This is a genomic window from Pedobacter polaris (genome assembly GCF_005116505.1).
GTDB lineage: Bacteria > Bacteroidota > Bacteroidia > Sphingobacteriales > Sphingobacteriaceae > Pedobacter > Pedobacter polaris.
In genome coordinates this window covers 134950-156497 of sequence record NZ_SWBR01000004.1, presented here as the reverse complement: position 1 = coordinate 156497, position 21548 = coordinate 134950, and the positions used below count along the sequence as shown (strand labels likewise).

General features: G+C 34.3%; 18 protein-coding genes. 8 read left to right on the top strand and 10 right to left on the bottom strand.

The window, feature by feature from the left end:
• The first annotated feature begins 87 nt into the window (after positions 1-87).
• The 5 genes from FA048_RS15420 (at position 88) to FA048_RS15400 (ending at position 8727) form a co-directional block, all read left to right on the top strand.
• The gene (locus tag FA048_RS15420) at positions 88-708 is read left to right on the top strand and encodes an L-threonylcarbamoyladenylate synthase (protein ID WP_136842723.1); all 621 of its coding nucleotides are present in this window, start codon (positions 88-90) and stop codon (positions 706-708) included.
• Between the two features lie 170 nt (positions 709-878).
• The gene (locus FA048_RS15415) at positions 879-5855 is read left to right on the top strand and encodes a T9SS type B sorting domain-containing protein (protein WP_136842720.1); all 4977 of its coding nucleotides are present in this window, start codon (positions 879-881) and stop codon (positions 5853-5855) included.
• Between the two features lie 16 nt (positions 5856-5871).
• Positions 5872-6792 carry a PorP/SprF family type IX secretion system membrane protein gene (locus FA048_RS15410; RefSeq protein WP_225872557.1) on the top strand — a complete coding sequence of 307 codons (921 nt, stop codon included), beginning with the start codon at positions 5872-5874 and terminating at the stop codon, positions 6790-6792.
• Positions 6793-7134: 342 nt separating this feature from the next.
• On the top strand, positions 7135-8322 hold the full coding sequence (gene nhaA / locus FA048_RS15405) for a Na+/H+ antiporter NhaA (protein ID WP_136842718.1): 1188 nt from the start codon (positions 7135-7137) through the stop codon (positions 8320-8322).
• A gap of 21 nt (positions 8323-8343) precedes the next feature.
• A complete protein-coding gene (locus tag FA048_RS15400; RefSeq protein WP_136842716.1) occupies positions 8344-8727 on the top strand; it encodes a nuclear transport factor 2 family protein in 384 nt (127 codons plus the stop codon).
• 166 nt (positions 8728-8893) lie between these two features.
• On the opposite strand, the gene trpA is transcribed toward FA048_RS15400, so the two are convergent.
• The 8 genes from trpA to recR all read right to left on the bottom strand — a co-directional run bounded on the left by trpA (position 8894) and on the right by recR (position 16175).
• Positions 8894-9667, bottom strand: coding sequence for a tryptophan synthase subunit alpha (gene trpA / locus FA048_RS15395; protein ID WP_136842714.1), 774 nt, complete (start codon positions 9665-9667; stop codon positions 8894-8896).
• A 76-nt stretch (positions 9668-9743) separates the two neighbouring features.
• Positions 9744-10925: a tryptophan synthase subunit beta gene (trpB, locus tag FA048_RS15390; RefSeq protein ID WP_205943506.1), complete on the bottom strand. Its 1182-nt coding sequence runs from the start codon at positions 10923-10925 to the stop codon at positions 9744-9746.
• A gap of 107 nt (positions 10926-11032) precedes the next feature.
• Complete coding sequence (locus FA048_RS15385) at positions 11033-11659, bottom strand: phosphoribosylanthranilate isomerase (protein ID WP_205943505.1); 627 nt, start codon at positions 11657-11659, stop codon at positions 11033-11035.
• Positions 11660-11778: 119 nt separating this feature from the next.
• Positions 11779-12768, bottom strand: coding sequence for an anthranilate phosphoribosyltransferase (gene trpD, locus FA048_RS15380; RefSeq protein WP_136842708.1), 990 nt, complete (start codon positions 12766-12768; stop codon positions 11779-11781).
• A 307-nt stretch (positions 12769-13075) separates the two neighbouring features.
• On the bottom strand, positions 13076-13897 hold the full coding sequence (locus FA048_RS15375) for an alpha/beta hydrolase (protein ID WP_225872556.1): 822 nt from the start codon (positions 13895-13897) through the stop codon (positions 13076-13078).
• Between the two features lie 77 nt (positions 13898-13974).
• A complete protein-coding gene (locus tag FA048_RS15370) occupies positions 13975-14790 on the bottom strand; it encodes an SDR family oxidoreductase (RefSeq protein ID WP_136842704.1) in 816 nt (271 codons plus the stop codon).
• On the bottom strand, positions 14791-15558 hold the full coding sequence (locus FA048_RS15365; RefSeq protein WP_136842702.1) for a PI-PLC domain-containing protein: 768 nt from the start codon (positions 15556-15558) through the stop codon (positions 14791-14793). It lies immediately after the preceding gene.
• Positions 15559-15560: 2 nt separating this feature from the next.
• Positions 15561-16175: a recombination mediator RecR gene (recR, locus tag FA048_RS15360; protein ID WP_136842700.1), complete on the bottom strand. Its 615-nt coding sequence runs from the start codon at positions 16173-16175 to the stop codon at positions 15561-15563.
• Between the two features lie 214 nt (positions 16176-16389).
• On the opposite strand from recR, the gene FA048_RS15355 reads away from it, so the two are divergent.
• The 3 genes from FA048_RS15355 (at position 16390) to FA048_RS15345 (ending at position 19338) form a co-directional block, all read left to right on the top strand.
• Complete coding sequence (locus FA048_RS15355; RefSeq protein WP_136842698.1) at positions 16390-17898, top strand: sodium:solute symporter; 1509 nt, start codon at positions 16390-16392, stop codon at positions 17896-17898.
• Between the two features lie 107 nt (positions 17899-18005).
• Positions 18006-18713, top strand: coding sequence for an LOG family protein (locus tag FA048_RS15350; RefSeq protein ID WP_136842695.1), 708 nt, complete (start codon positions 18006-18008; stop codon positions 18711-18713).
• A gap of 130 nt (positions 18714-18843) precedes the next feature.
• Positions 18844-19338, top strand: coding sequence for a hypothetical protein (locus FA048_RS15345; protein WP_136842693.1), 495 nt, complete (start codon positions 18844-18846; stop codon positions 19336-19338).
• A 2-nt stretch (positions 19339-19340) separates the two neighbouring features.
• Here FA048_RS15345 and FA048_RS15340 read toward each other — a convergent pair whose 3' ends face one another.
• Both FA048_RS15340 and FA048_RS15335 read right to left on the bottom strand, forming a co-directional pair.
• The gene (locus FA048_RS15340) at positions 19341-19931 is read right to left on the bottom strand and encodes a DUF502 domain-containing protein (protein WP_136842691.1); all 591 of its coding nucleotides are present in this window, start codon (positions 19929-19931) and stop codon (positions 19341-19343) included.
• A gap of 38 nt (positions 19932-19969) precedes the next feature.
• Positions 19970-21541, bottom strand: coding sequence for a glycoside hydrolase (locus FA048_RS15335; RefSeq protein ID WP_136842689.1), 1572 nt, complete (start codon positions 21539-21541; stop codon positions 19970-19972).
• Positions 21542-21548 lie beyond the last annotated feature (7 nt).

Genomic DNA, 21548 nt, shown 5'->3' with positions numbered 1-21548 from the left:
ATCTATATGCGATTAATGACAGCTATTAATTGTAATTATAATCTAATGAAATTAAACAACTAGAGTTGTATTTTGTTATTTTTGAGTATGCTGATTAAGATTTATCCCGAAAACCCAAACTCCAAAGCCATTGAACAAGTTGTGGAGGTTTTAAAAAAAGGTGGCATCATTATTTATCCAACAGACACTGTTTATGGCTTAGGTTGTGACATTACTAATCAAAAAGCGATTGAAAGAATTTGTCGTATTCGAGGTATTAAACCAGAAAAAGCAAATTTTTCTTTCATTTGTTCAGATTTAAGGCATATTTCTGATTTCATTAAACCTATAGACACTACTGTTTTTAGAGTTTTGAAAAAAGCATTACCTGGTCCTTTTACCTTTATTTTTAACGCCAACAATAACGTTCCAAAACTATTAAGCTCCAACAAAAAAACAGTAGGTATACGTGTCCCAGATAATGATATAGCAAGATCAATTGTTGAAGCATTAGGAAATCCAATTTTATCGACATCAATAAAAGATGATGATGAGTTAATAGAATATTCTACTGATCCGGAATTAATTGAAGAGAAATACCAAGAGTTAGTTGATATTGTAATTGATGGCGGTTACGGAGACAATGAACCATCAACAGTTGTAGACTGTACTTCTGGAGATTTTGAGGTTATTCGTGAAGGAAAGGGCATTATTGAGGACTTCTTATAAGAGCTTGTAGAAATCTCCTTTTGCAATAATTGCTGATTTATCTCTTCATTTCGAATCGGTTACAACGTAATATTAGTTAATTTATTTTTCCACAATGGAAATTATTTAACAAGAAGTTAATACTAACGTTCTGTTTTAGGCATACATTTGTTTGTTCAAACAAATTGTATATGAGAAAACTTTTACTCCTCTTATTTCTTCTTGCCATTTCATTTCAATCTTATTCACAGATTTCTATCACGGCGTTAAATACTGCTAAAACAGAAAACTTTGACGGAATGGCTCCTACAGCAACTACACCAGTTTCTGGCTGGTTTGCAGTTAAGGCAGCTGGTTCAAATGCAACAACAGTGGGCGCAACAATTCCACTTGTAGTTTATGTAACTTCTGCAAATGCTGGCGCTGCCTACAATACAGGTACACCCACAGCTACCGATCGAGCAATTGGCAGTTTAGCTTCTGGATCATTAGTCCCTAGATTCGGAGCCGCTTACACCAACAATACCGGTTCTACCGTAACGGCTATTGATTTAAGCGGTGTAATGGAGCAATGGAGAAGTGGAAGTAATGCGATAGTAGAAACCTTACCATTTGAATACAGCTTAAATGCGACAAGCATTGGGGATGCAACTGCAACATGGACGCCATTAACAGCTATGGATTTAGTAGAAAAGCTGACCTCAACTATCGTGAGTACAGGTGTAGATGGCAATTTAGCTATTAACCAAACCACAATATCTGGAAGCATTTCATCAATTTCATTAACTAATGGCAGTACTATATATATCAGATGGACTGATAAAGATGATACTGGAAATGATGGAATTTATGCCATAGATAATTTTAGTATTACCTTTAAAGGAGGTGGTGCAAGTACTCCAACACTTGTTGCCAACCCTACATCATTGGCATTCAACAATCAAACTGTTGGGGTAAGCTCTACTTCACAGACATATACAATCACAGGTACAAATTTAACAGCAGGTGTTGATGTTACAGTAGCTTCCCCTTTTGCGGTATCAAAAGATAATTCAACTTTTGGTGGTGCAATTAATTACACAGTTGCCGAAGCCAGTGCATCACCAACAGTTTATGTGCGTTATACTCCTACTGCAGTGGGGGCATCAAGCACTAATATTTTAAATGCAAGTACTGGAGCTACTTCGGTAAATGTTGCTTTAACCGGAACAGGTGTTGCTGGTGATGTAACTCCACCAATAAATACAGCAACTTTCCCAAAAGTAAATAACGTTGCTATTAACTCATTAGATTTAGTTACCAATATAACAGAGGCCGGGAAATCATATTATGTAATTATTCCTGCAACTGGCGCAACCGCACCAACAACTACAGCACAAGTTAAAGCTGGGCAAGATGGAAACGGGGTTGCAGCTTTTAAATCTGGCGCTTTAACTAATGCGGCCAATACAGATGCAACTGCAAACATTACTGGTTTAACAGGTGCAACAGCTTATAATATTTATATTGTAGCTGAAGATAATGTTCCGAACTTACAAACCACTATTACCACATTAACTGCTACTACAGCCAACGTACCTTTAATTAGTGCGCCTATTATTATTAGTCAATATTATGAAGGTGCTTCGGTTAACAAATGGATTGAACTTACCAATTTAAGTAATGCACCAATAAATACAGCTTCTTTACAGTTAAAACTTGCTTTGTATAATATATCTGGCGATGCTGGGAATATAAATATAACTGGAGCACCTTCTCAAACATTTAACCTAACAGTTACCATACCTGCAAGAGCTACTGTAATTTTTGGAAATAGTGGAAATGGAAACGAAGTACCTTATTTAACAGCGACTAGTGCGGTGCAAAACAGCAACTCAGTTATCAATTTTAATGGAAATGATGGGATTGCTTTATTAGATGCTAACGGAAACATTATAGATGCATTTGGAACAGGCGTAAACGCAAAGGATGTTTCTTATGTACGAAGCATTAGTGTAACAGCACCAAGTCCTACTTTTGTTGTGGATGATTGGGAAAGAGTAACGCTAGCTGTTGTTCAAAATGCTATTGATGGTGATGATGTTGATCAATTAGGTGTGCATTTCCCTCCAAATTTACCAGTGTGTGCTAGCCCAACTGTTTCAGCAACTAGTTTAGTGTTTAGTAATGTTACCACTGGAAGCATTACTGGAACTTTCACTAAATCTACAGATGCTAACGAATATTTAATTATCCGTAGTTTAAATAGCACCTTATCTTCAGCCCCTGTTGATGGAACATCTTATGTAATTGGATCTTCTTTTGGCGGAGGTATTGTAGCTAATAAAATTGTAAATAACACTTTTACAGACAACAATTTAACTAGCTCAACAAAATACTACTATTTCATTTTTCCATTAAATAATTTATCATGTACTGGCGGTCCAAAATATTTAACAACAAATGTATTAACTGCTAATCAAACTACTAAAGCATTATTACCTTGTGCTGCACCAACCGCTCAGCCAACGAACTTTAATGTTACGGCTTCAAATTACAATTTTGTTCAAGGAGCTTTTACAGCTAGTACAGCTGATGAATACCTTGTGGTAATGAGTACAACAAATACATTAAGTGCATCTCCACTTAACCAAACAGTTTATAATGTTGGAGATCAAATTGGTGGTGGAACAGTGGTAAAAAGAGGTACTGGTAATACATTTATAAGAAATGGATTATCACAAAACACAACATACTACTTCTTTATTTACTCCTTAAACAGTGCTTGTAGCGGTGGCCCACTTTATCTTACTACAAATCCACTAACAGGAAATTTTAAAACTGGAATTTTAGACGTTAATAAACTTAATTTTTACTTTGGAAACCTACACAGTCATAGTAGTTATTCTGATGGAAATAAAGACGACCTGACTAAGAAACCTGAAGATGATTATGCGTTTGCTAAGAACTCAATGAATCTGGATTTTTTAGGTTTATCTGAACATAACCACACACAAGCTGGCATGTCTCTTGCAAACTGGCAGCCTGGAATTATTGCAGCTAAAAATGCAACAACCTCTAGTTTTGTGGCTTTACACGGTATGGAGTGGGGTGTGATTAGTGGTGGTGGTCATGTTATTGTTTACGGTATCGATTCATTAATTGGATGGGAACCGGGTGAAAACCAAATCTATGTACCTAAGAGTGTTTATACTGGTACAACGGGTTTATTCAGGATCATTAACCGTCATGGATTAAATGCTATAGCAACCTTAGCTCACCCTAACACAACAGATTATAACAATATTTCTGCTACTTATGATTTAGGTGCTGACAGTGCTATAGTTGGTACTGCATTAGAAAGCGGCCCTGCATTTTCTACAAATGTTACTTATTCAGATCCAGCAAGCTCAATGAGTTATTTAAGCTATTATAACAGAATGCTTGGAAAAGGATATCATCTGGGTGCCTCAATTGACCATGACAACCACAACTTCACGTTTGGCAGACACACTAGAGCTAGACTTGTAGTTTTAGCCCCTGCCCTAACGGAAAATGATTTATTAGACGCGATTAAAAAGATGCGTTTCTATGCCTCACAAGACTCTGCTGCTAAAATAATCTATACTATTAATAAACAGCCAGTTGGAAGTATATTTACCAATGCAGCTGGACCAGAAATATCAATTACATCAAAAACTACTAGCCCAGTTACTAGCATTAAATTGATGTATGGAACTCCAGGAAGTGGTGTTAATCCTGTAGAAATTACAAGCAGTACAACAGGCACATTAACTTATACTCATGCTGGCTTGGCTAATTTAGCAACAGGTTACTATTATGCTGATCTTGTAGAAAGCGATGGTAGCCGAATTATCACTTCTCCTATTTGGTACACCAGAGATGATACTTATGTGAAGAAAAATCAGACAATTTCATTAGCACCAACTAAAACAGTTACTTATGGAGACCCTGACTTTCCTATAGGTGCAACAAGTGATAATACTGAAATTAATTTAACTTATACTAGCAGTGATACTAATATTGCAACAATCAGTAATAATGATATTCATATTTTAAAAGCTGGAACTGTAACTATTACTGCTAACCAAGATGGTAATGCATTTTATAATGCGGCAACTCCAAAAACACAAGTTTTAACTATTGCACCAAAGCAAATTGCAGTTAGTGCAGCTGCTAAAACAAAAATTCAAGGAGCAGTTGATCCGGTTTTAACTTATACATCTACACCAGCTTTATTGGGTAGTGATGTATTTACGGGAAATATTGCTCGTACTGCAGGAGAAACTCCTGGCGATTACACCATTGGTCAAGGAACTTTAGCTATCAATAGCAATTATCAAATTAATTTTACACCAGCTATTTTTAAAATTATACCAAAACCTGTTGGTATTATAGGTGGAACAACTGCAGTTTGTATAAACTCAGTGACACCAAATATCACTTTTACAGCTACAGTTGGTACTGCACCTTTCACTTTTACATACAACATTAATGGGGGTGCAAATAAAACAGTTGTTGTTAATGCATTAAATACTCCTGTAAGCGTTGCAGCACCAACAAATGTTATAGGCTCATTTGTTTATAATTTGGTAAGTATTTCAGATGCAAACACAAGCCAAACGATAGCAGGATCAGCAACAGTAACCATAAATGCTTTACCAACAATCACCCTTATAAGCAACAGCATTGCCTTAATTTCGAAAGGAACAAATGTAATACTCTCTGCGTCTGGTGGCGTAGCCTATAATTGGTCTCCTAGTACAGATGTGGTTGCAGGCCAAGGTACAGCAACGCTTACTGTTAGACCAAAACAAACTACAAACTATGTTGTAACTGTTACCAATGCCTCTGGTTGTACTAACAGTCAATCTATTACTATACAGGTAGAAGACGATTATAAAATAAAACCATTGAACATTTTAACACCTAATGGTGATGGTAAGAATGACAAATTTGTAATTGAAAACATCGATTATTATCCTAATAATACACTTAAGATTTTTGATAGATCTGGAAGAACGGTTTACACCAAAAAAGGCTATGCAAATGAATGGGATGGCACTTTAAATGGAAGTCCACTTGTTTCAGACACTTATTATTACATCTTAGATTTTGGGACTAATATTTCTCAATTTAAAGGTTTTATCACATTAATTAGAAACTAAAATTGTATTACAGATCATGACGATTAATTATAAAAAATATCAAATGCTTAGCAGTACGATTTGGTTATTATTGCTAACAACCACTATTCTTTCCTTTTCTACAAACAAAGTGAAAGCACAATTAAACCCTTTAAGTTCTCAATATTTTTTTAACCAATATCAAGCTAATCCAGCTTATGCAGGATTTGATGATGGTTTAAATATAAATTTGAATTACCGCAAGCAATGGAGTAATATCCCTGGTGCACCAAGTACACAAAATATCACAGCCGATTATAAAATGAATAAAGTTGGTTTAGGTATCAATGTTTATAATGAGAAAGCAGGTTCATTACAACGCACAAAAGCAATGTTAACATATGCTTATCATTTGCCATTGAACGATAAAAATCAAAAATTAAATTTTGGGGCCTCTGTTGGTATTATGGATGAACGTGTAGATTATAGCAGTATAAATGGTGATATTACTGATCCAAGCATTAGTCAGTTTAACAATAAAGGTTCGCTTTTTGATGGAGATTTTGGAGTAGCCTATACAAGTAATACCTTAAATATTGAAGGTGCAATTCCAAATATTAGGAGTTTTATTAAACAGGAAGATGACAATAATGTTGATCGTGCTCAGTTTTATGCAGCAGTAAGCTATAAAATTAATACTGGCACTGGTACAAATACCATGTTAATTGAGCCAAAAGTTGCTTTTCGTGGCATTAAGGGTTACGATAACATTTTTGATGCAGGCGCAAATCTAACTTTTGCAAACAAGGTTTTTATTATGGGCATGTATCATAGCTCTAACAGTGCTTCTTTTGGAGCTGGGATCAATTACAAAAATTCATTGTCTTTTATGGGTTACTATACTACTGAAACTTCAGCATTACAAGGCTCTGCTAATGGAACGTTCGAAGTTAGTTTAAAAGCTACGCTATTTAAATAATCATCTTATTAAAGAATTAGATTTTAAAGTCACTTCATTATTGGAGTGACTTTTTTTTATTAAGATGGTTTTATGTGTCCCTGCTGGCGGGTGGAATCTTTCAAATCTCAAATTAAACTATTCATTTGACGTAAGTTCCTCCCCCTTCCCTCCCGATGAATCGGGATAAACTCTTCAGAGGGGGACATACCGGATTCAGATAGGAAGCTACATAGCATTGAGCGATTGAAAATTATTAAAATCCCTCTCAAAGTGGGACACAGATAGTGGGTGTGAATTTTGTTAACTGAAACAAAAGAGAAATTCTTCTTCGTCAACATAACAAAATGCTTATTTTTAGCAATGGCAAAAAAGATTAATTTATCTCTATTTAAAAAGTTTTTCCATTCTGGAAAAGTAGGTGGAATTATCCTATTGATTTGTGTAATTATCTCTTTAATTATTGCCAATTCTGAAGCCGCTACAGGTTTTACAAATTTTTTAGCTCAAAATTTAGGGTTTAATTTAGGTTCAGTTGAAATCAAGTATAGCATATCTGCTTGGATAAATGATGGCTTAATGGCTATATTTTTCCTTTTAGTTGGCTTAGAAATTAAACGAGAATTAATTGAAGGAGAATTGTCTTCAGTTAAAAAAGCTTCGTTACCAGTTTTAGCTGCATTGGGGGGCATGGTTGTTCCTGCATTGATTTATTTTTTCTTTAACAAGGGAGAACAAACTGCTTCTGGCTGGGGAATCCCTATGGCAACAGATATTGCTTTTGCTTTAGCTATCATTGCCATGTTAGGCAAAAATGTACCGGCATCTTTAAAGATCTTTTTAGCTGCTTTGGCAATTGCTGATGATTTAGGGGCAATTTTGGTAATCGCCATTTTCTATACCGCACAAATACACTGGAATTACCTTTTAATGGCTGGAGGAATTTTTGTGCTCTTATTGGCCTTTAATTATTTCAAGGTTAAATCTCTGTGGTTTTATTTAATTCCTGGCCTATTTTTGTGGTATTTTGTACATCATTCTGGGATACATGCAACCATAGCTGGGGTTTTATTAGCCTTTACTATTCCAACAAATGAAACGGCTATAGAATCGCCTCTGGAAAAATTAGAGCATTTTTTAACTGTTCCTGTTAACTTTTTGATCATGCCGATTTTTGCCTTGGCCAATACCAATATTACTTTTCAAAAACAGATGATAGATGGTTTAGTTTCTCCATTAGGATTTGGAATTATAGCTGGTTTATTCTTTGGCAAGACCATCGGAGTTACTTTATTTTCTTGGTTTGCAGTTAAAATAAAACTTGCTAAACTTCCTTCTGGCGCCAACTGGAAACACATTATTGGTGTAGGGATGTTGGCGGGTATCGGTTTTACTATGTCAATTTTTATATCACTACTTTCTTTTAGTAATGCAGAATATGTGGTAGAAGCTAAATTTGCTATTTTATGTACCTCTATTATGGCAGGTATTTTAGGCTTTATCTATCTTAAATCTTTAAAAGTAAAACCAAAATCTCAAGCCAATAACTAATTTTAGATTAATTTATTTCAAATGACACCGCATAACAAAGAAGAAATCATTAAAAACTACATCTCTGCTTACAACAGTTTTGATTTTGAAGGGATGTGTGCATACTTACATCCAGACATTGAGTTTATTAATATTGATAAGGGCGAACCCAATCTTACTTTAAATGGGCTTTCTGCATTTAGAACCCAAGCTGAGCAAGCTGCTGCAATATTTAAAGTAAGGCATCAAGAAATTACTTCAATTTTTTACGGAGACAATCATGTAGAGGTTGACATTCATTATACTGGAATTGTAGCCATAGCGTTGCCAAATGGGTTAAAAGATGGAGATCAAATAGAATTGAAAGGGAAATCTGTTTTTCAGTTTCATGATGGCTTAATTACTAAGTTGGTTGACATGAGCTAGTTGAATTCAAATTCTGCTAGCAATTTTTTATATTCTAATTAAAATGCTTTCTCTACATGGCAAGTGAAAATAAATCTATGCCCTATGCAATAATTGGTCTATGGAGCTTTGATATCATCCTCCTCGCAATAACGTGTAAACAAGTAATAACTATTAAACCAATAAACTAACCCATAAACTCCTTCATAAAGCCTTTTATATTTTCTTCTATATCACCATTAGCGGCTAAAACTTTTACAAACGCACTACCAATAATAGCACCACTGGCATATTCATTTGCAGAATCGAATGTCTTCTTATCTGAAATACCAAATCCAATCATTAAGGGATTATTTAATTCCATTGCTTTAATACGCGAAAAATAAGCTCTAGCATCAGCAGAAACATCCAAATTCTTTCCGGTAGTTGCAGCAGAAGACAACAAATAAATAAAAGCATTACTTAAACCATCTATTTTACGAATGCGTTCTTCGGAAGTTTGGGGTGTTACCAAAAAGATGTTACTTACACCATGTTCCTCAAAACAAGTGTGATACATTTCTTCGTATTCATACATTGGTAAATCTGGAATGATACAACCATCTATTCCCGTCTCTGCACAAGCTTTACAGAAATTTTCTACACCATATTGCAAAACTGGATTAACATAACCCATCAATAAGATTGGAATGGTAACTGTTTTACGCAAATCCTTCAATTGGTCAAACAACACTTGTAATGTCATCCCCTGATCTAAGGATTGTTTACTACTGGCTTGAATTGTTGGTCCATCAGCAACAGGATCTGAATATGGAAAACCTATTTCTAAAAAATCTGCACCAGACTTTTCTAGGGCCTCAGCAATTTGTAAGGTATCGTTCAGGTTCGGATAACCCGCTGTATAATAGATAGATAAAATATTTTTCTTTTTATTTTTGAAGAGTTGTTGTAATCTGTTCATAGCCCATACCCCTAAAGGGGCTTTATTAAATAGTTAAAAAATCGGCCTCAAAAGTCCCCTTTAGGGGATTTAGGGGTTATAAATTAAAGTGTTTCATATAAGTTTCCATGTCTTTGTCTCCCCTACCGGATAAACAAACTACCACGTTTTCGTCGGCTTTTAGATCCATGTATTCGAGGTAAGCTAGGGCATGCGCACTTTCAATTGCCGGAATGATTCCTTCTAATTGGGTTAACAATAAACCTGCATTCAATGATTCATCATCTGTAATAGATACATATTTTCCACGACCTGTTTTAAATAAATGTGCGTGTTGTGGCCCAATACCAGGATAATCTAGTCCTGCAGAAACCGAATGAGGTTCTACTACTTGTCCATCTGGAGTTTGCATTAAAATACTTCTACTACCATGTAAAACACCTTCTTTACCTAGCAGAGTTGTTGCTGCAGAAAAACCAGAATTTACACCTTTACCAGCAGCTTCAACGGCTATTAGCTTAACATTTTCATCATCTATAAAATGATAGAACATACCTGCAGCGTTACTTCCACCACCTACACAGGCCATTACATAATCTGGTTGGTCTTTACCTGTTTGTTCTAATAGTTGTTTCTTAGTCTCTTCAGAAATTACAGACTGAAAAATAGAAACCATATCTGGATAAGGATGTGGGCCAACTACAGAACCAATAATGTAATGGGTATCAATAGGGTTGTTAATCCAATCTCTCATTGCCTCATTGGTAGCATCCTTTAAGGTTTTACTACCTGAAGTTGCAGGAACAACTTTTGCTCCCAACATTTTCATACGGGCTACGTTTGGTGCCTGACGCTTAATATCTACCTCACCCATGTAAACCACACATTCTAAACCTCGTAAAGCACATACAGTTGCTGTTGCTACACCATGCTGACCAGCACCTGTTTCGGCAATGATGCGTTTTTTTCCTAATCGTTCTGCCAATAAAATCTGACCAATGGTATTGTTAATTTTATGTGCTCCGGTATGGTTTAAATCTTCTCGTTTTAAGAAAATATTTGCGCCATACTTTTGCGATAAACGTTTCGCCAAATACAACGGCGAAGGGCGACCAACATAATCTTTCAATAAAGCTTTAAATTCATGCTGAAAGCTTTCATCATGAATGATGTTTAAGTATTGTTGCCTTAACTCTTCTACATTTGGGTATAGCATTTCAGGGATGTACGCTCCTCCAAAATCTCCGTAATAACCTCTCTCGTTTACAAAATAGCTCATAATTTTATTGTTATAACCGTCATTTCGAGTGAGCAGCGACGAGAAATCTGTTGGTTCTATGCTTTTTTACAACAGATACCTCCTCGTACCTCGTTCTATATGACGATTTATTTTTTCATCTCCTTAAAAAATTCTCTTAACTTTTCTACATCCTTTAGTCCTGGTTCTAGCTCAAATTTGCTGTTTACATCTAAGGCATAAAGTCTCGCATCATTTATATTTTTTATTGTTGTCGTATGTGTTAAATCAATTCCCCCACTTAAAAAGTAAGGTTTATCTAGCGCGTAATTCTGTAGTAAATTCCAGTCGAATACTTTACCAGAACCTCCATGTGCAGGAGTTTGTGTATCGAACAGAAAATAATCAACTGAGTTTAAATATGCTGCTAATTGTGCAAAATTAAAATCTTCATTTACACCAAAAGCTTTAATTATTTCTGCACCGCTAGATCGTAATGCTGTACAATAAGCTACACTTTCTTGGCCATGTAATTGCACTGCTTTTAAATTGTACTTAATAATATTTTGTTTTACTATTTCTAGCTCCTCATCTACAAAAACACCTGTTGTTTTAATTGTTGGTGGCACATATTTAATCAACTCGGCTGAAACATCACTTATTAAACGTGGCGATTTATGATAGAATATAAAACCTAAGTAATCAGGTTGCAATTCTGCCACAGCGGCGATGTTACTCGCTTGTTTCATTCCACATACTTTGATTTTCAACTTCATCTTATTTTTAACATTCATATTATAAACATTAAGAAGTTAAGGTAATTAAGGTCTCCTGTTTCTTAATGTTTAATTTCCTACTAGCCAGATACTGAAACAAGTTCAGCATGACGATTTTATTAAACAGTTATTAATTTTTTAAAACTCTCTAAAGCTTTTTTAGTCACTAGAGATTGTTCAGCTTCATAGTAACAATCGGCAAATGTTGCATCTTGTTTAATTGTTTGAATGGCTAGAGCTGCGTTGCATAATACCACATTTATTTGTGCATCTGTACCAGTTCCATTTAAAATATCCGTAAAAATAGCCGCAGATGATTCTACAGTATCACCTCCCTGAATAGCTGCCTCACTAATTTCTTCAAAACCTAAATCAGAAATCTTATTTAATGCTTCTCCCTTTTTACTAAAGGTTTTAAAATCACAAGTCATTGATACTTCATCAAAACCATCAACTGCATGGATTATGATATAATTTTTATCAGTTTGTTGATATAGATAAGCGTACAATCGAGCTAATTCTAAACTAAACACTCCCACAATTTGGTTTTTAGGTTGTGCCGGATTTACCATTGGACCTAACATGTTAAAGAAGGTTTTAACACCCAGCTCTTTTCTTATTGGCGCAACCGTTTTCATCGCTGGGTTAAACAATGGGGCATGTAAAAAGCATATTCCTGCTTGGTCTAAACTACGTTTCAACTTGTCTTCGTCGTTGGTGAAAGTGTAACCTAAATATTCCATTACATTAGATGAACCGCAACCAGAAGAAACTCCATAATTACCATGTTTTGCTACCTTATGACCCGCACCTGCCACTACAAAAGAGGCTAATGTTGAAATATTAAAGGTGTCCTTTCCATCTCCACCAGTACCACAAAGATCAACCAATTCATAGTTAGAAAGATCTATTTTTAAACATAAATCTAACATGGCGTCTCGGAAACCTTGTAACTCATCAACTGTAATATTCCGCATTCCATATGCAGTAATAAAAGCTGCAATTTGCGAACTATTAAACTCGCCCAAAGCAATAGAAGTTAATATTTTCTGTGCCTCAGCTCTGCTAAAGGTTTTATTCTCAAATAAATGGTTTAGTATTTTCTTCATGGGTTTAAAACAAAAAAGGTTGCCTTTTTACAAGCAACCCTCAAAATATTTTTATAAAAAAATAAACGTATAAATAGGATTACATCACGCTGTTGCGTTATGCCACCACCAATTTTTATTTACGTTTACTTGTATCATTCTGTGACAAATATGGAATAGTTTTTACTATTTGCAAAATCTTTCTTAAAATATTTTTAAATTCTGTCATTTTTAATACAAAATACAAAGTATTTAAGAGCTAAAATGACAATACCCATTCATGATTCCATCTAAATAAACAGTTTTAAAATGTAAGATTTAGAAATGATTAATTAATCTCTCTTAGAAATTTAAAGATACTTTGATAGAGTCTATTTCTTCCCCAAATCATTTGACTGATCATACCAACATGTTTTTTACCTTCAATAACTTCTAGCTTTACTGGTACTTTTTGAGCTTGTAATATTTTATACATGTACTCAGTTTGTATTTGTATAGCTGGATAAGTTTTAGTCCCATAAAACAGTAAATGTGGATTGCTGATATTTTTCACATAAAATAAAGGTGAAGCAATCTGCCATGTTTTTGATTCACTACTAAAAGTTCTAATGAAATCTGTATAATAGCTATCTTTTTCGGCTTTGGTTAAATACTCTTCCATATCTAAGCCAAATGCATCATTTAAAATGACACCTTTTATTGGATTAGCGATGCCTAATTCTTTAAAATATTGAGGGTCTGAATTGATTAATTCTGCCAAATGCCCTCCAGCAGAGTGACCCATTACAAAGATCCGTTTAGGGTTTCCGCCATAAGTTGCAATACTATCTTGCAACCATTTAACTGCTTGTGCACCAGCGGCAGCCATTTCTTTATAGGTTACACTTGGTGCCAAAGGATAATTAATTACCGCTGTGACAATATTATTTTTCGCCAGATTTCTTCCCAGCCACCAATAAGTCTCTTTTTTTCCACTGCTCCATGAACCTCCGTGAATAAAAACAATAACATCTTGATTTTGAGTATCTCCTTTTTTTTGATAAATATTTAATGTGTTAGCTTCATTAGTATTACCAGCATAATTGATATTTTTTGCTACACGTATTTGGGCAGAGCCAGTAAAAATCTGACCAAGGAAAGCGAAAATCATAACTATTGTTCTTAGATGCATGTTTTTTTTGATGAAAGAACAAAGAGCAATGAATAGGCTAGGTTCAAATCTTGGTTCTATTTTATTAGCGGATTTTTTTCTTTAGCGAACAACTCAAAGACTTTTTTGTCGGTAAATTTTGGAAATAATTTATTCATCCAAACTGCAAGTTTACCTTGCCCAGTCATAATTAGTGTTCTTTTTCTATTTGCAATGCCATCACTAATTATTTCGGCAACTGCTTCAGATGTCATCATTTTACCTTCTTCCATACTCGTTTCGCCATGTGCAGCGCCATCTTTTGATAAAGCAGCCACACGAATATTTGAGGTGGTAAAACCTGGACAAGCAACCATCACATGTACTCCGGTTTTAAGCATTTCTGTCCTTAAGGATTCTAGAAATCCATTCATCGCAAATTTTGATGAGGAATAACCCGTTCTACCTGGTAAACCTCTATAACCTGCAATGGAAGATATTCCAACTATGCTACCTTTGGTTTTTAAAATTTCTGGCAATGCATATTTTGTACAATAAACTGTACCCCAGAAATTCACATCCATTAGGTTTTTTAATACAGCTAAATCAACATCATTAAATAAAGCACGCATAGAAAGCCCTGCATTATTTATCAAAACATCTATTTTACCAAATGTGCTTAGTGCCTGTTTAATTAACTGTGCGCAATCTTCTTCCTTACTCACATCAGCTTGAACGGCTAGCGCTTTAATACCATATTTTGTTTCTAATGATGCTGTAATTTCACAAAGTGTTACGTATTGGCGAGCACCTAATACTACATGCGCTCCGCGTTTAGCTAATTCTTCTGCCAATGCTTTACCAATACCAGAAGAGGCACCAGTAATGACGATTACTTTATCTTTAAAACTCATTTATTTATTATTGAAGTAAGTTTTACTCTCACTAATTTTATCCGTATTTATAATTACTCTGCCTAGTTCGTTTAATTGTTTCCAACTATCTTTAGTGTCTGGAGCACCCCAAAAACGAAAATATCTGTGTTGGGCATTTGCTTGCTTTACCGCAGATAGTAATTTTTCTTTATCAGCTACAGGTATTTCGCCTACCCCTTTCCATTTAGAATAATTGGCAAAATTATCGCTAATCATAGTTACTCGTTTAAAATCTTCCGGCGCATAGCTGATATTCGGTAAGCCATCAAAATAAACCCAACTAGGAAAAGTGTGATATAGTGAATCTACAGGTCTATTGCCACTAATTACAATTTTTATGGCATATTTACTCTTGCTGCTATTAAATACCTCACCATATTTCTCAATCTCTTTTTTTAGTACCGGAAACACTAAGTTCCAGTTCTCTTTCACATCAATCATTAAATTAAAAGTATACTTTTTCTCTATGCTAACCCTATTTTTATATTGCTTAAAAAATACTGCTATTGGATCTAAATAGATTTTATTTAATGTATTGGCAGAATTAATCTGTTTTTTAGTATGGGCAACAATTAATGAATCACCAACCAAAAAAACATCTGCCTCTAGTTGGTCTACTTTAAATTCATAAGCTTCTAAAAAAGGTCTCTTCTGTTCGTAATCGTTATGCGAATGAATTTTTGTTTGTGCAACGTTGAGTTTCGGAGAAACAATGAATAATAATATTAAAAGTATAAGATTTCTCATAATTATTTAAATGAACCTTCGTATGGGACCCTAGTAATAATAGAACGACCTAAAGTAATTTCATCAGCATATTCTAATTCGCCGCCAAAGGCAATACCTCTGGCAATGGTTGTAATTGGAATTTGAAAATCTTTTAAGCGTTTATGCAAATAAAATAGCGTAGTATCTCCTTCCATATTGGCACTTAAAGCCAAAATGATTTCTTTTACTGGCGTTGTAGCTACGCGTTGTACTAAACTATCAATGTATAAATCTGATGGGCCAATACCATCCATTGGTGAAATTAAACCTCCCAATACATGGTAAACCCCAAAAAACTGATTGGTATTTTCGATCGCCATTACATCACGTGTATCTTCTACCACACAAATTGTTTCCTTTTCTCTTTTAACAGCAGAACAAATGCTACAAGTATTACTGTCTGAGATGTTATGACAAATATTACAATGCTTAATTTCTTCTTTTAGCCTAATTAAGGTATTGCCAAAATGCGAAACTTCTTCCTGCTCTTTATTTAATAAATGCAATACCAAACGCAAGGCAGTTTTTTGCCCTACACCAGGTAGTTTAGAAAATTCATTTACAGCATCTTCGAGCAGTTTAGAAGAAAAATTCATCTTACAAATTTAATAAAAAAAGTATGGTATTTTTGCAGATGGTTAATGGATTATAGTTAATAGTTGATAGCCAAGATGCATTAAAAATATCGTTTTGCTCATTGCACACCAAAACCATTAACTATTGACCGTAAACTATCAACCTTTATTTATTTTTAACCTAGCAATTGATTTGAAATTGTAAATTCTTACATTTAACAGCTAAATATAAATTATGAGTCCAACCATACTACTGTGTTTTTTAATTGGCTATTTTGCCCTTTTAATCATTATCGCTTTTGCGACATCAAGAAAATCTTCTGATAACTCAACTTTTTTTATTGCCAATAAAAATTCCAAATGGTATTTAGTTGCGTTTGGAATGATTGGAACTGCCTTATCTGGAGTAACTTTTATTTCTGTTCCAGGAGAAGTTGGAGCGCCGAGTGGGAATCAATTTCAGTATTTTCAATTTGTTTTAGGAAATGCTGTTGGCTTTATTATTATCGCTACTGTACTACTACCGCTGTACTACAGAATGAATTTAACATCCATTTATGGTTATATAGAGCAAAGACTTGGTCATTATAGCTATAAAACTGCCGCATCTATATTCTTATTGAGTCGTACTTTGGGTTCAGCTACCAGGCTATATCTTGTAGTAATTGTATTACAACGATTTATATTCGACAGTTATGGTGTTCCATTTTGGGCAACTGTTTTAATTTCGTTAGGCCTAATTTGGTCTTACACTTTTAAAGGAGGTTTAAAAACTATCATTATAACCGATACTTTACAAACGTTTTTCTTAGTGTTATCTGTGTTTTTAACTATTTATTTTGTTTGTAGCAGCTTAGATTTAAATATACCACAAGCTTTTGAGACTATAAAGAATAGCAGTTATTCTAAAATTTTCTTTTTGGATGATTTCTTAGCAAATAAATTTTACCTCAGTAAACAATTCATTGGAGGTATTTTTGTAACTATTGCCATGACGGGCTTAGATCAAGATTTGATGCAAAAAAACCTAAGCATGAAAACTATTGGCGAAGCGAAAAAGAACATGTTTACGTTTACAGGGATATTTGTTATTTTAAATATTTTCTTTTTAAGTGTAGGTGCTTTATTGTATGTTTTTGCTACAAAAAATGGAATAGATATTCCTTTAGACCACATTACAAATAAGCCTCGTACCGACTTTTTGTTCCCAGAAATAGCCTTAAATCACTTAACTACTATACCGGCAATAGTGTTTATGCTAGGTTTAACTGCAGCCACATTTGCAACAACTGATAGTGCTTTAACAGCATTAACAACATCATTTTGCGTAGATTTTTTAGGCATGAATAAAAAAGAAAATCTAGAAAAGAAAGACGCAGTTAAAAAAAGACACATGGTACATATTGGCTTTTCTATTTTGATGTTTTTAGTGATATTGGTTATAAACGCGGTAAATAGCTCTTCTGTTGTTAGTTTAATTTTTCAAATAGCTTCTTATACATATGGCCCATTATTAGGTCTTTATTCATTTGGATTATTCGTTAAAAAAAGAGGGTTACACGACAAGTTAGTCCCAATCGTTTGTATTATAGCTCCAATACTATGTTATCTAGTTGCTTCAAACTCTAAAGAGTTACTTGGTGGATATGTTTTCAGTGTTGAACTGATATTAGTGAACGGATTGATTACCTTTGTAGGCTTATTACTGATCAGTAAGAAAACAGATCAACAAACTAAGTTTTAAAACAGTTCAATTTTTCATTCGTTAATTTGTGTAGGGCGCACTGATAATCCATCATTACGCCTAATGAACCAATGAGACCATTGAACTAATGATAAATAGCTAAGAAAATGACAAGTGAAGAAAAGATAAGAAGTGCTTTTGCAAATAAAGATTGGCAAGAAATAAAAGTTACAGATAGCTGGCAGATTTTTAAAATTATGGCAGAATTTGTAGACGGATTTGAGAAGTTGGCTAAAATTGGTCCATGTGTAAGTATTTTTGGTTCTGCTCGTACTGCAGAAACTAATCCATATTATCAAATTGCGGTAGAATGTGGTCGTTTACTAACAGATCGTGGCTACGGTGTAATTACAGGTGGTGGCCCAGGTATTATGGAAGCCGGTAACAAAGGAGCCCACATGAATGGTGGTAAGTCTGTAGGTTTAAATATCGATTTACCTTTTGAACAATTCCATAACAAATACATTGACCACAATAAACTGTTAGAATTCGATTACTTTTTTATTAGAAAAGTAATGTTTATGAAATATTCGCAAGGGTTTGTGGTGTTGCCTGGCGGAATGGGCACAATGGATGAATTATTTGAGGCAATTACTTTAATTCAAACAGGTAAAATTGCACGTTTCCCTATTGTATTGGTAGGCAAGGATTATTGGGGCGGTTTAGTAGATTGGATTAAAAGCCACATGTTAGAAAAAGAACATAACATACATGCTGAAGATTTAAATCTATTTAGATTGGTTGATACTGCAGAAGAGGCCGCAGAACATATCTTTAGATTCTACAATAAATATGTATTGAAACCGAATTTTTAATTGCGGATCACACAATAGTATAGCCAACCTAAAGTTGGCTATTTTTTTGACCAAAAATTAGGATTAACAAAATTGTAACTGTAACTAAATCACACCTTATTAGTCTATAAGTTATTAAATATCCAATCCTATGGAAAATCATTTAACTTGGAACAAAGGCATTTTTGATAGCAATTATCAGCTATTTTCTAATGGGAATATAAAGGGTAGTTTATTTTTTGCTTCACTTAAAAATGAAGCAAGAGGAATGGGCTTACAAAATTCTTATCTTTTTAAGACTGAAAATTTCTTAAACCCTACTTCAAAAATATTGAACAATAAAAATGAGGTAATTGGTACTATTACTTATGATATTTGGCATACCAAGGCTATGCTAGAAATGAAATCTGGAGAGCAGTATACTTGGAGTTTTATTAATAATTGGTATTCTAGATGGGCCATTACCGACTCTAAAGAAAAACAAATTTCATATCAGGCCAGTTCATCAAGCGGGTTTATTATTACCAATACCGATGATGAAGTAATGCTATTAGCAGGGATATTTATTAAAGAATTTTTTACAAGGATATTGATAGCTTTTATTCTTTTTATAGTATTAGTACCAATAATTACTAGAAGTTTCTAAGCTTAAAAATGACTAACACCACCACTAACCACAAGTTTCATTGCATCAGCCGCACTCATTTTTAATGGCTTGATCTTGTCTTTGCTTACCACATAAACCTGCCCGGCAAAAGAATATGAAAACGGAAAATATACAATTACATCTCCTGGCAAGTCAAGCTTAGATAAGTCATTTTGCGTTAAAAACCCGATACGTTTCATCCCACCCTCAACTTCTACCAGCACAGGATTATTAAATTTCTTCTCATCGCCAACAAAAGCTTCTGTTAAATCTTTTATAGAAGAAAAAATAAAGTTGAGTAAGGGTAGCTTATTAATGATCCGTTGAAACCAATTGTACATTGGCTCCGTAACGAAGTTAGTTACAAAAATCCCAGCTAATAAAATGATGGTGATAACCAAGCCTAAACCTAAACCAGGTATATTTCTATTCTCGCCAGTTAAAGGGTTTACACCAAAAATATTATTGATATTTAACCAACTATCAACAGTTGTTACTGCCCCAACTACAATAAAAATGCTTAGGGCAATTGGCACTACAATTAATAATCCTTTGATCAAGTAATTTAAAAGCGCTCTTCCTATCCTATTCATAGTGCAAAAATAGCGAAAATATTATGGAGTTGTTTGGTTTAATCTACCAAGATAGTTTGAATAGATCTTGCCTGAATTTTCATCACATCTGATGATTTCTTTTTGCTTTGTAATCTCATATCAACCTTTTCTTCTGCACTGGTTGTATAAGTAGTGGTTGTAGTATAATTTCTTTTTGCATTCTTAATTGCTAGTTCCACATCAATATCAATCTTCCCATAATTAATTACAACTAACACTAATTGATTATTTTCGTTCTTAAAAGCAGAAACAAGTAGATCTTTTTGTGCCTCACTTTCTTTTTCAGCAATAGTTTCTGTTAAAACCCTTCTCATTCCTGGCCTAACAAACCTACTGTAATGTCCTAAAGCCCACAAATTTTTAGTAACAGTAAATTCGCCATTTTTAAAATCGGGTTTGGGCTGTAGCGCAATTAAGTAATACCTTGTATTTCGCTTTGCGCTTCCAGGCTCGTAGGCATTCCAAAATTGCCAAGCAGTTGCATTGCCTACAGTTAAATCAGAATGTATAACTTTTGCCAAAAACAACGCACAATCCATAGGGCTTCTATCTCCCTGTTGACCTTCTCTAAAGCCATCCGCCAGCATAGAATATTCAGATTGCCAAAAGTTTAGTTTGTATTTTTTTATGGTATCAGCTAATTGCTTTCTTGTTTCTAAAAGCACTTTATTATTTGATTCTGTAAAATAGCTATGGCCAGCAATAATTTTTGGGACATGGGATAAATTACCAATGTATAACGCACTTTTCACATCAAAAAAACTTTGGATTTGGCGTGTTGCTTTTCCTGATCCAGCATACAGATAATTGAGCATAGCAGCTTCCGGCACTAAAATCTTGCCGGTTAGCTTTTCTTTTTCAAGTGCGTTATTTAAGGTTTTGGCAACTTCAAAAATTTCTTTATTTGTCCAAGGTGTTCCTTCTTGGTCTGCTTCTCCAGGTTTTCTAGACCAATCCCATTGCGGTTCATTTACAGGAGATATGTAGTTGAAATGAATTTTTTGCTGATCAAAGTGCTTCATCACATTTGTTAAAAACTTAGCATAATCTTCATAGCTATCATCCCTAAGATTAGTTGTAAAGTCTTTTTCTGTTTTAAAGCCTAAACCGTTTTTAGTAAATTGTACTGGTGGCGAATTAGAAAAGGCAATTAGTGTTCCTACATCGTAATCTTTTGCTTTTTGAAGAAAAAAACGTTGGCCTACTTGCTTGTTCCAATCATAAGTCCCATCTGGATTTAAAAAGGAATCTGTTCTTCTATTGAAATCCTTAATACCACTGTTGTTACCTTGTTCAAGTGTACCTGCTCCAACGTTAAAACGCCAAGCCGATAAACCAATACCTGCCAAGCTCCCATTGTCATTAATTTTTTGGCTGAAAAGCAATTCTGCAATTTTATTCTTTTTATCACTTGGCCAAAAGTTACCCACGCTTTCGGAATACCAGCAGCCTGATGATCCAAAGTTCTCAATTACCTGGGCGCTTTTTGTTAAATCTAATTTAAGCTTTACAACAGGATTACTTTGTTGCGCTTTTATATTAGTGCAATATAGATTTAACAACACAACTAAAATAATGGCCCTATACATTGAAATT

Bases quoted from the DNA above. Each gene is read 5' to 3' on its own strand.
- FA048_RS15420 (WP_136842723.1), top strand. From the start codon at position 88: ATGCTGATTAAGATTTATCCCGAAAACCCAAACTCCAAAGCCATTGAA.
- FA048_RS15415 (WP_136842720.1), top strand. From the start codon at position 879: ATGAGAAAACTTTTACTCCTCTTATTTCTTCTTGCCATTTCATTTCAA.
- FA048_RS15410 (WP_225872557.1), top strand. From the start codon at position 5,872: ATGACGATTAATTATAAAAAATATCAAATGCTTAGCAGTACGATTTGG.
- nhaA (WP_136842718.1), top strand. From the start codon at position 7,135: ATGGCAAAAAAGATTAATTTATCTCTATTTAAAAAGTTTTTCCATTCT.
- FA048_RS15400 (WP_136842716.1), top strand. From the start codon at position 8,344: ATGACACCGCATAACAAAGAAGAAATCATTAAAAACTACATCTCTGCT.
- trpA (WP_136842714.1), bottom strand. From the start codon at position 9,667: ATGAACAGATTACAACAACTCTTCAAAAATAAAAAGAAAAATATTTTA.
- trpB (WP_205943506.1), bottom strand. From the start codon at position 10,925: ATGAGCTATTTTGTAAACGAGAGAGGTTATTACGGAGATTTTGGAGGA.
- FA048_RS15385 (WP_205943505.1), bottom strand. From the start codon at position 11,659: ATGAAGTTGAAAATCAAAGTATGTGGAATGAAACAAGCGAGTAACATC.
- trpD (WP_136842708.1), bottom strand. From the start codon at position 12,768: ATGAAGAAAATACTAAACCATTTATTTGAGAATAAAACCTTTAGCAGA.
- FA048_RS15375 (WP_225872556.1), bottom strand. From the start codon at position 13,897: ATGATTTTCGCTTTCCTTGGTCAGATTTTTACTGGCTCTGCCCAAATA.
- FA048_RS15370 (WP_136842704.1), bottom strand. From the start codon at position 14,790: ATGAGTTTTAAAGATAAAGTAATCGTCATTACTGGTGCCTCTTCTGGT.
- FA048_RS15365 (WP_136842702.1), bottom strand. From the start codon at position 15,558: ATGAGAAATCTTATACTTTTAATATTATTATTCATTGTTTCTCCGAAA.
- recR (WP_136842700.1), bottom strand. From the start codon at position 16,175: ATGAATTTTTCTTCTAAACTGCTCGAAGATGCTGTAAATGAATTTTCT.
- FA048_RS15355 (WP_136842698.1), top strand. From the start codon at position 16,390: ATGAGTCCAACCATACTACTGTGTTTTTTAATTGGCTATTTTGCCCTT.
- FA048_RS15350 (WP_136842695.1), top strand. From the start codon at position 18,006: ATGACAAGTGAAGAAAAGATAAGAAGTGCTTTTGCAAATAAAGATTGG.
- FA048_RS15345 (WP_136842693.1), top strand. From the start codon at position 18,844: ATGGAAAATCATTTAACTTGGAACAAAGGCATTTTTGATAGCAATTAT.
- FA048_RS15340 (WP_136842691.1), bottom strand. From the start codon at position 19,931: ATGAATAGGATAGGAAGAGCGCTTTTAAATTACTTGATCAAAGGATTA.
- FA048_RS15335 (WP_136842689.1), bottom strand. From the start codon at position 21,541: ATGTATAGGGCCATTATTTTAGTTGTGTTGTTAAATCTATATTGCACT.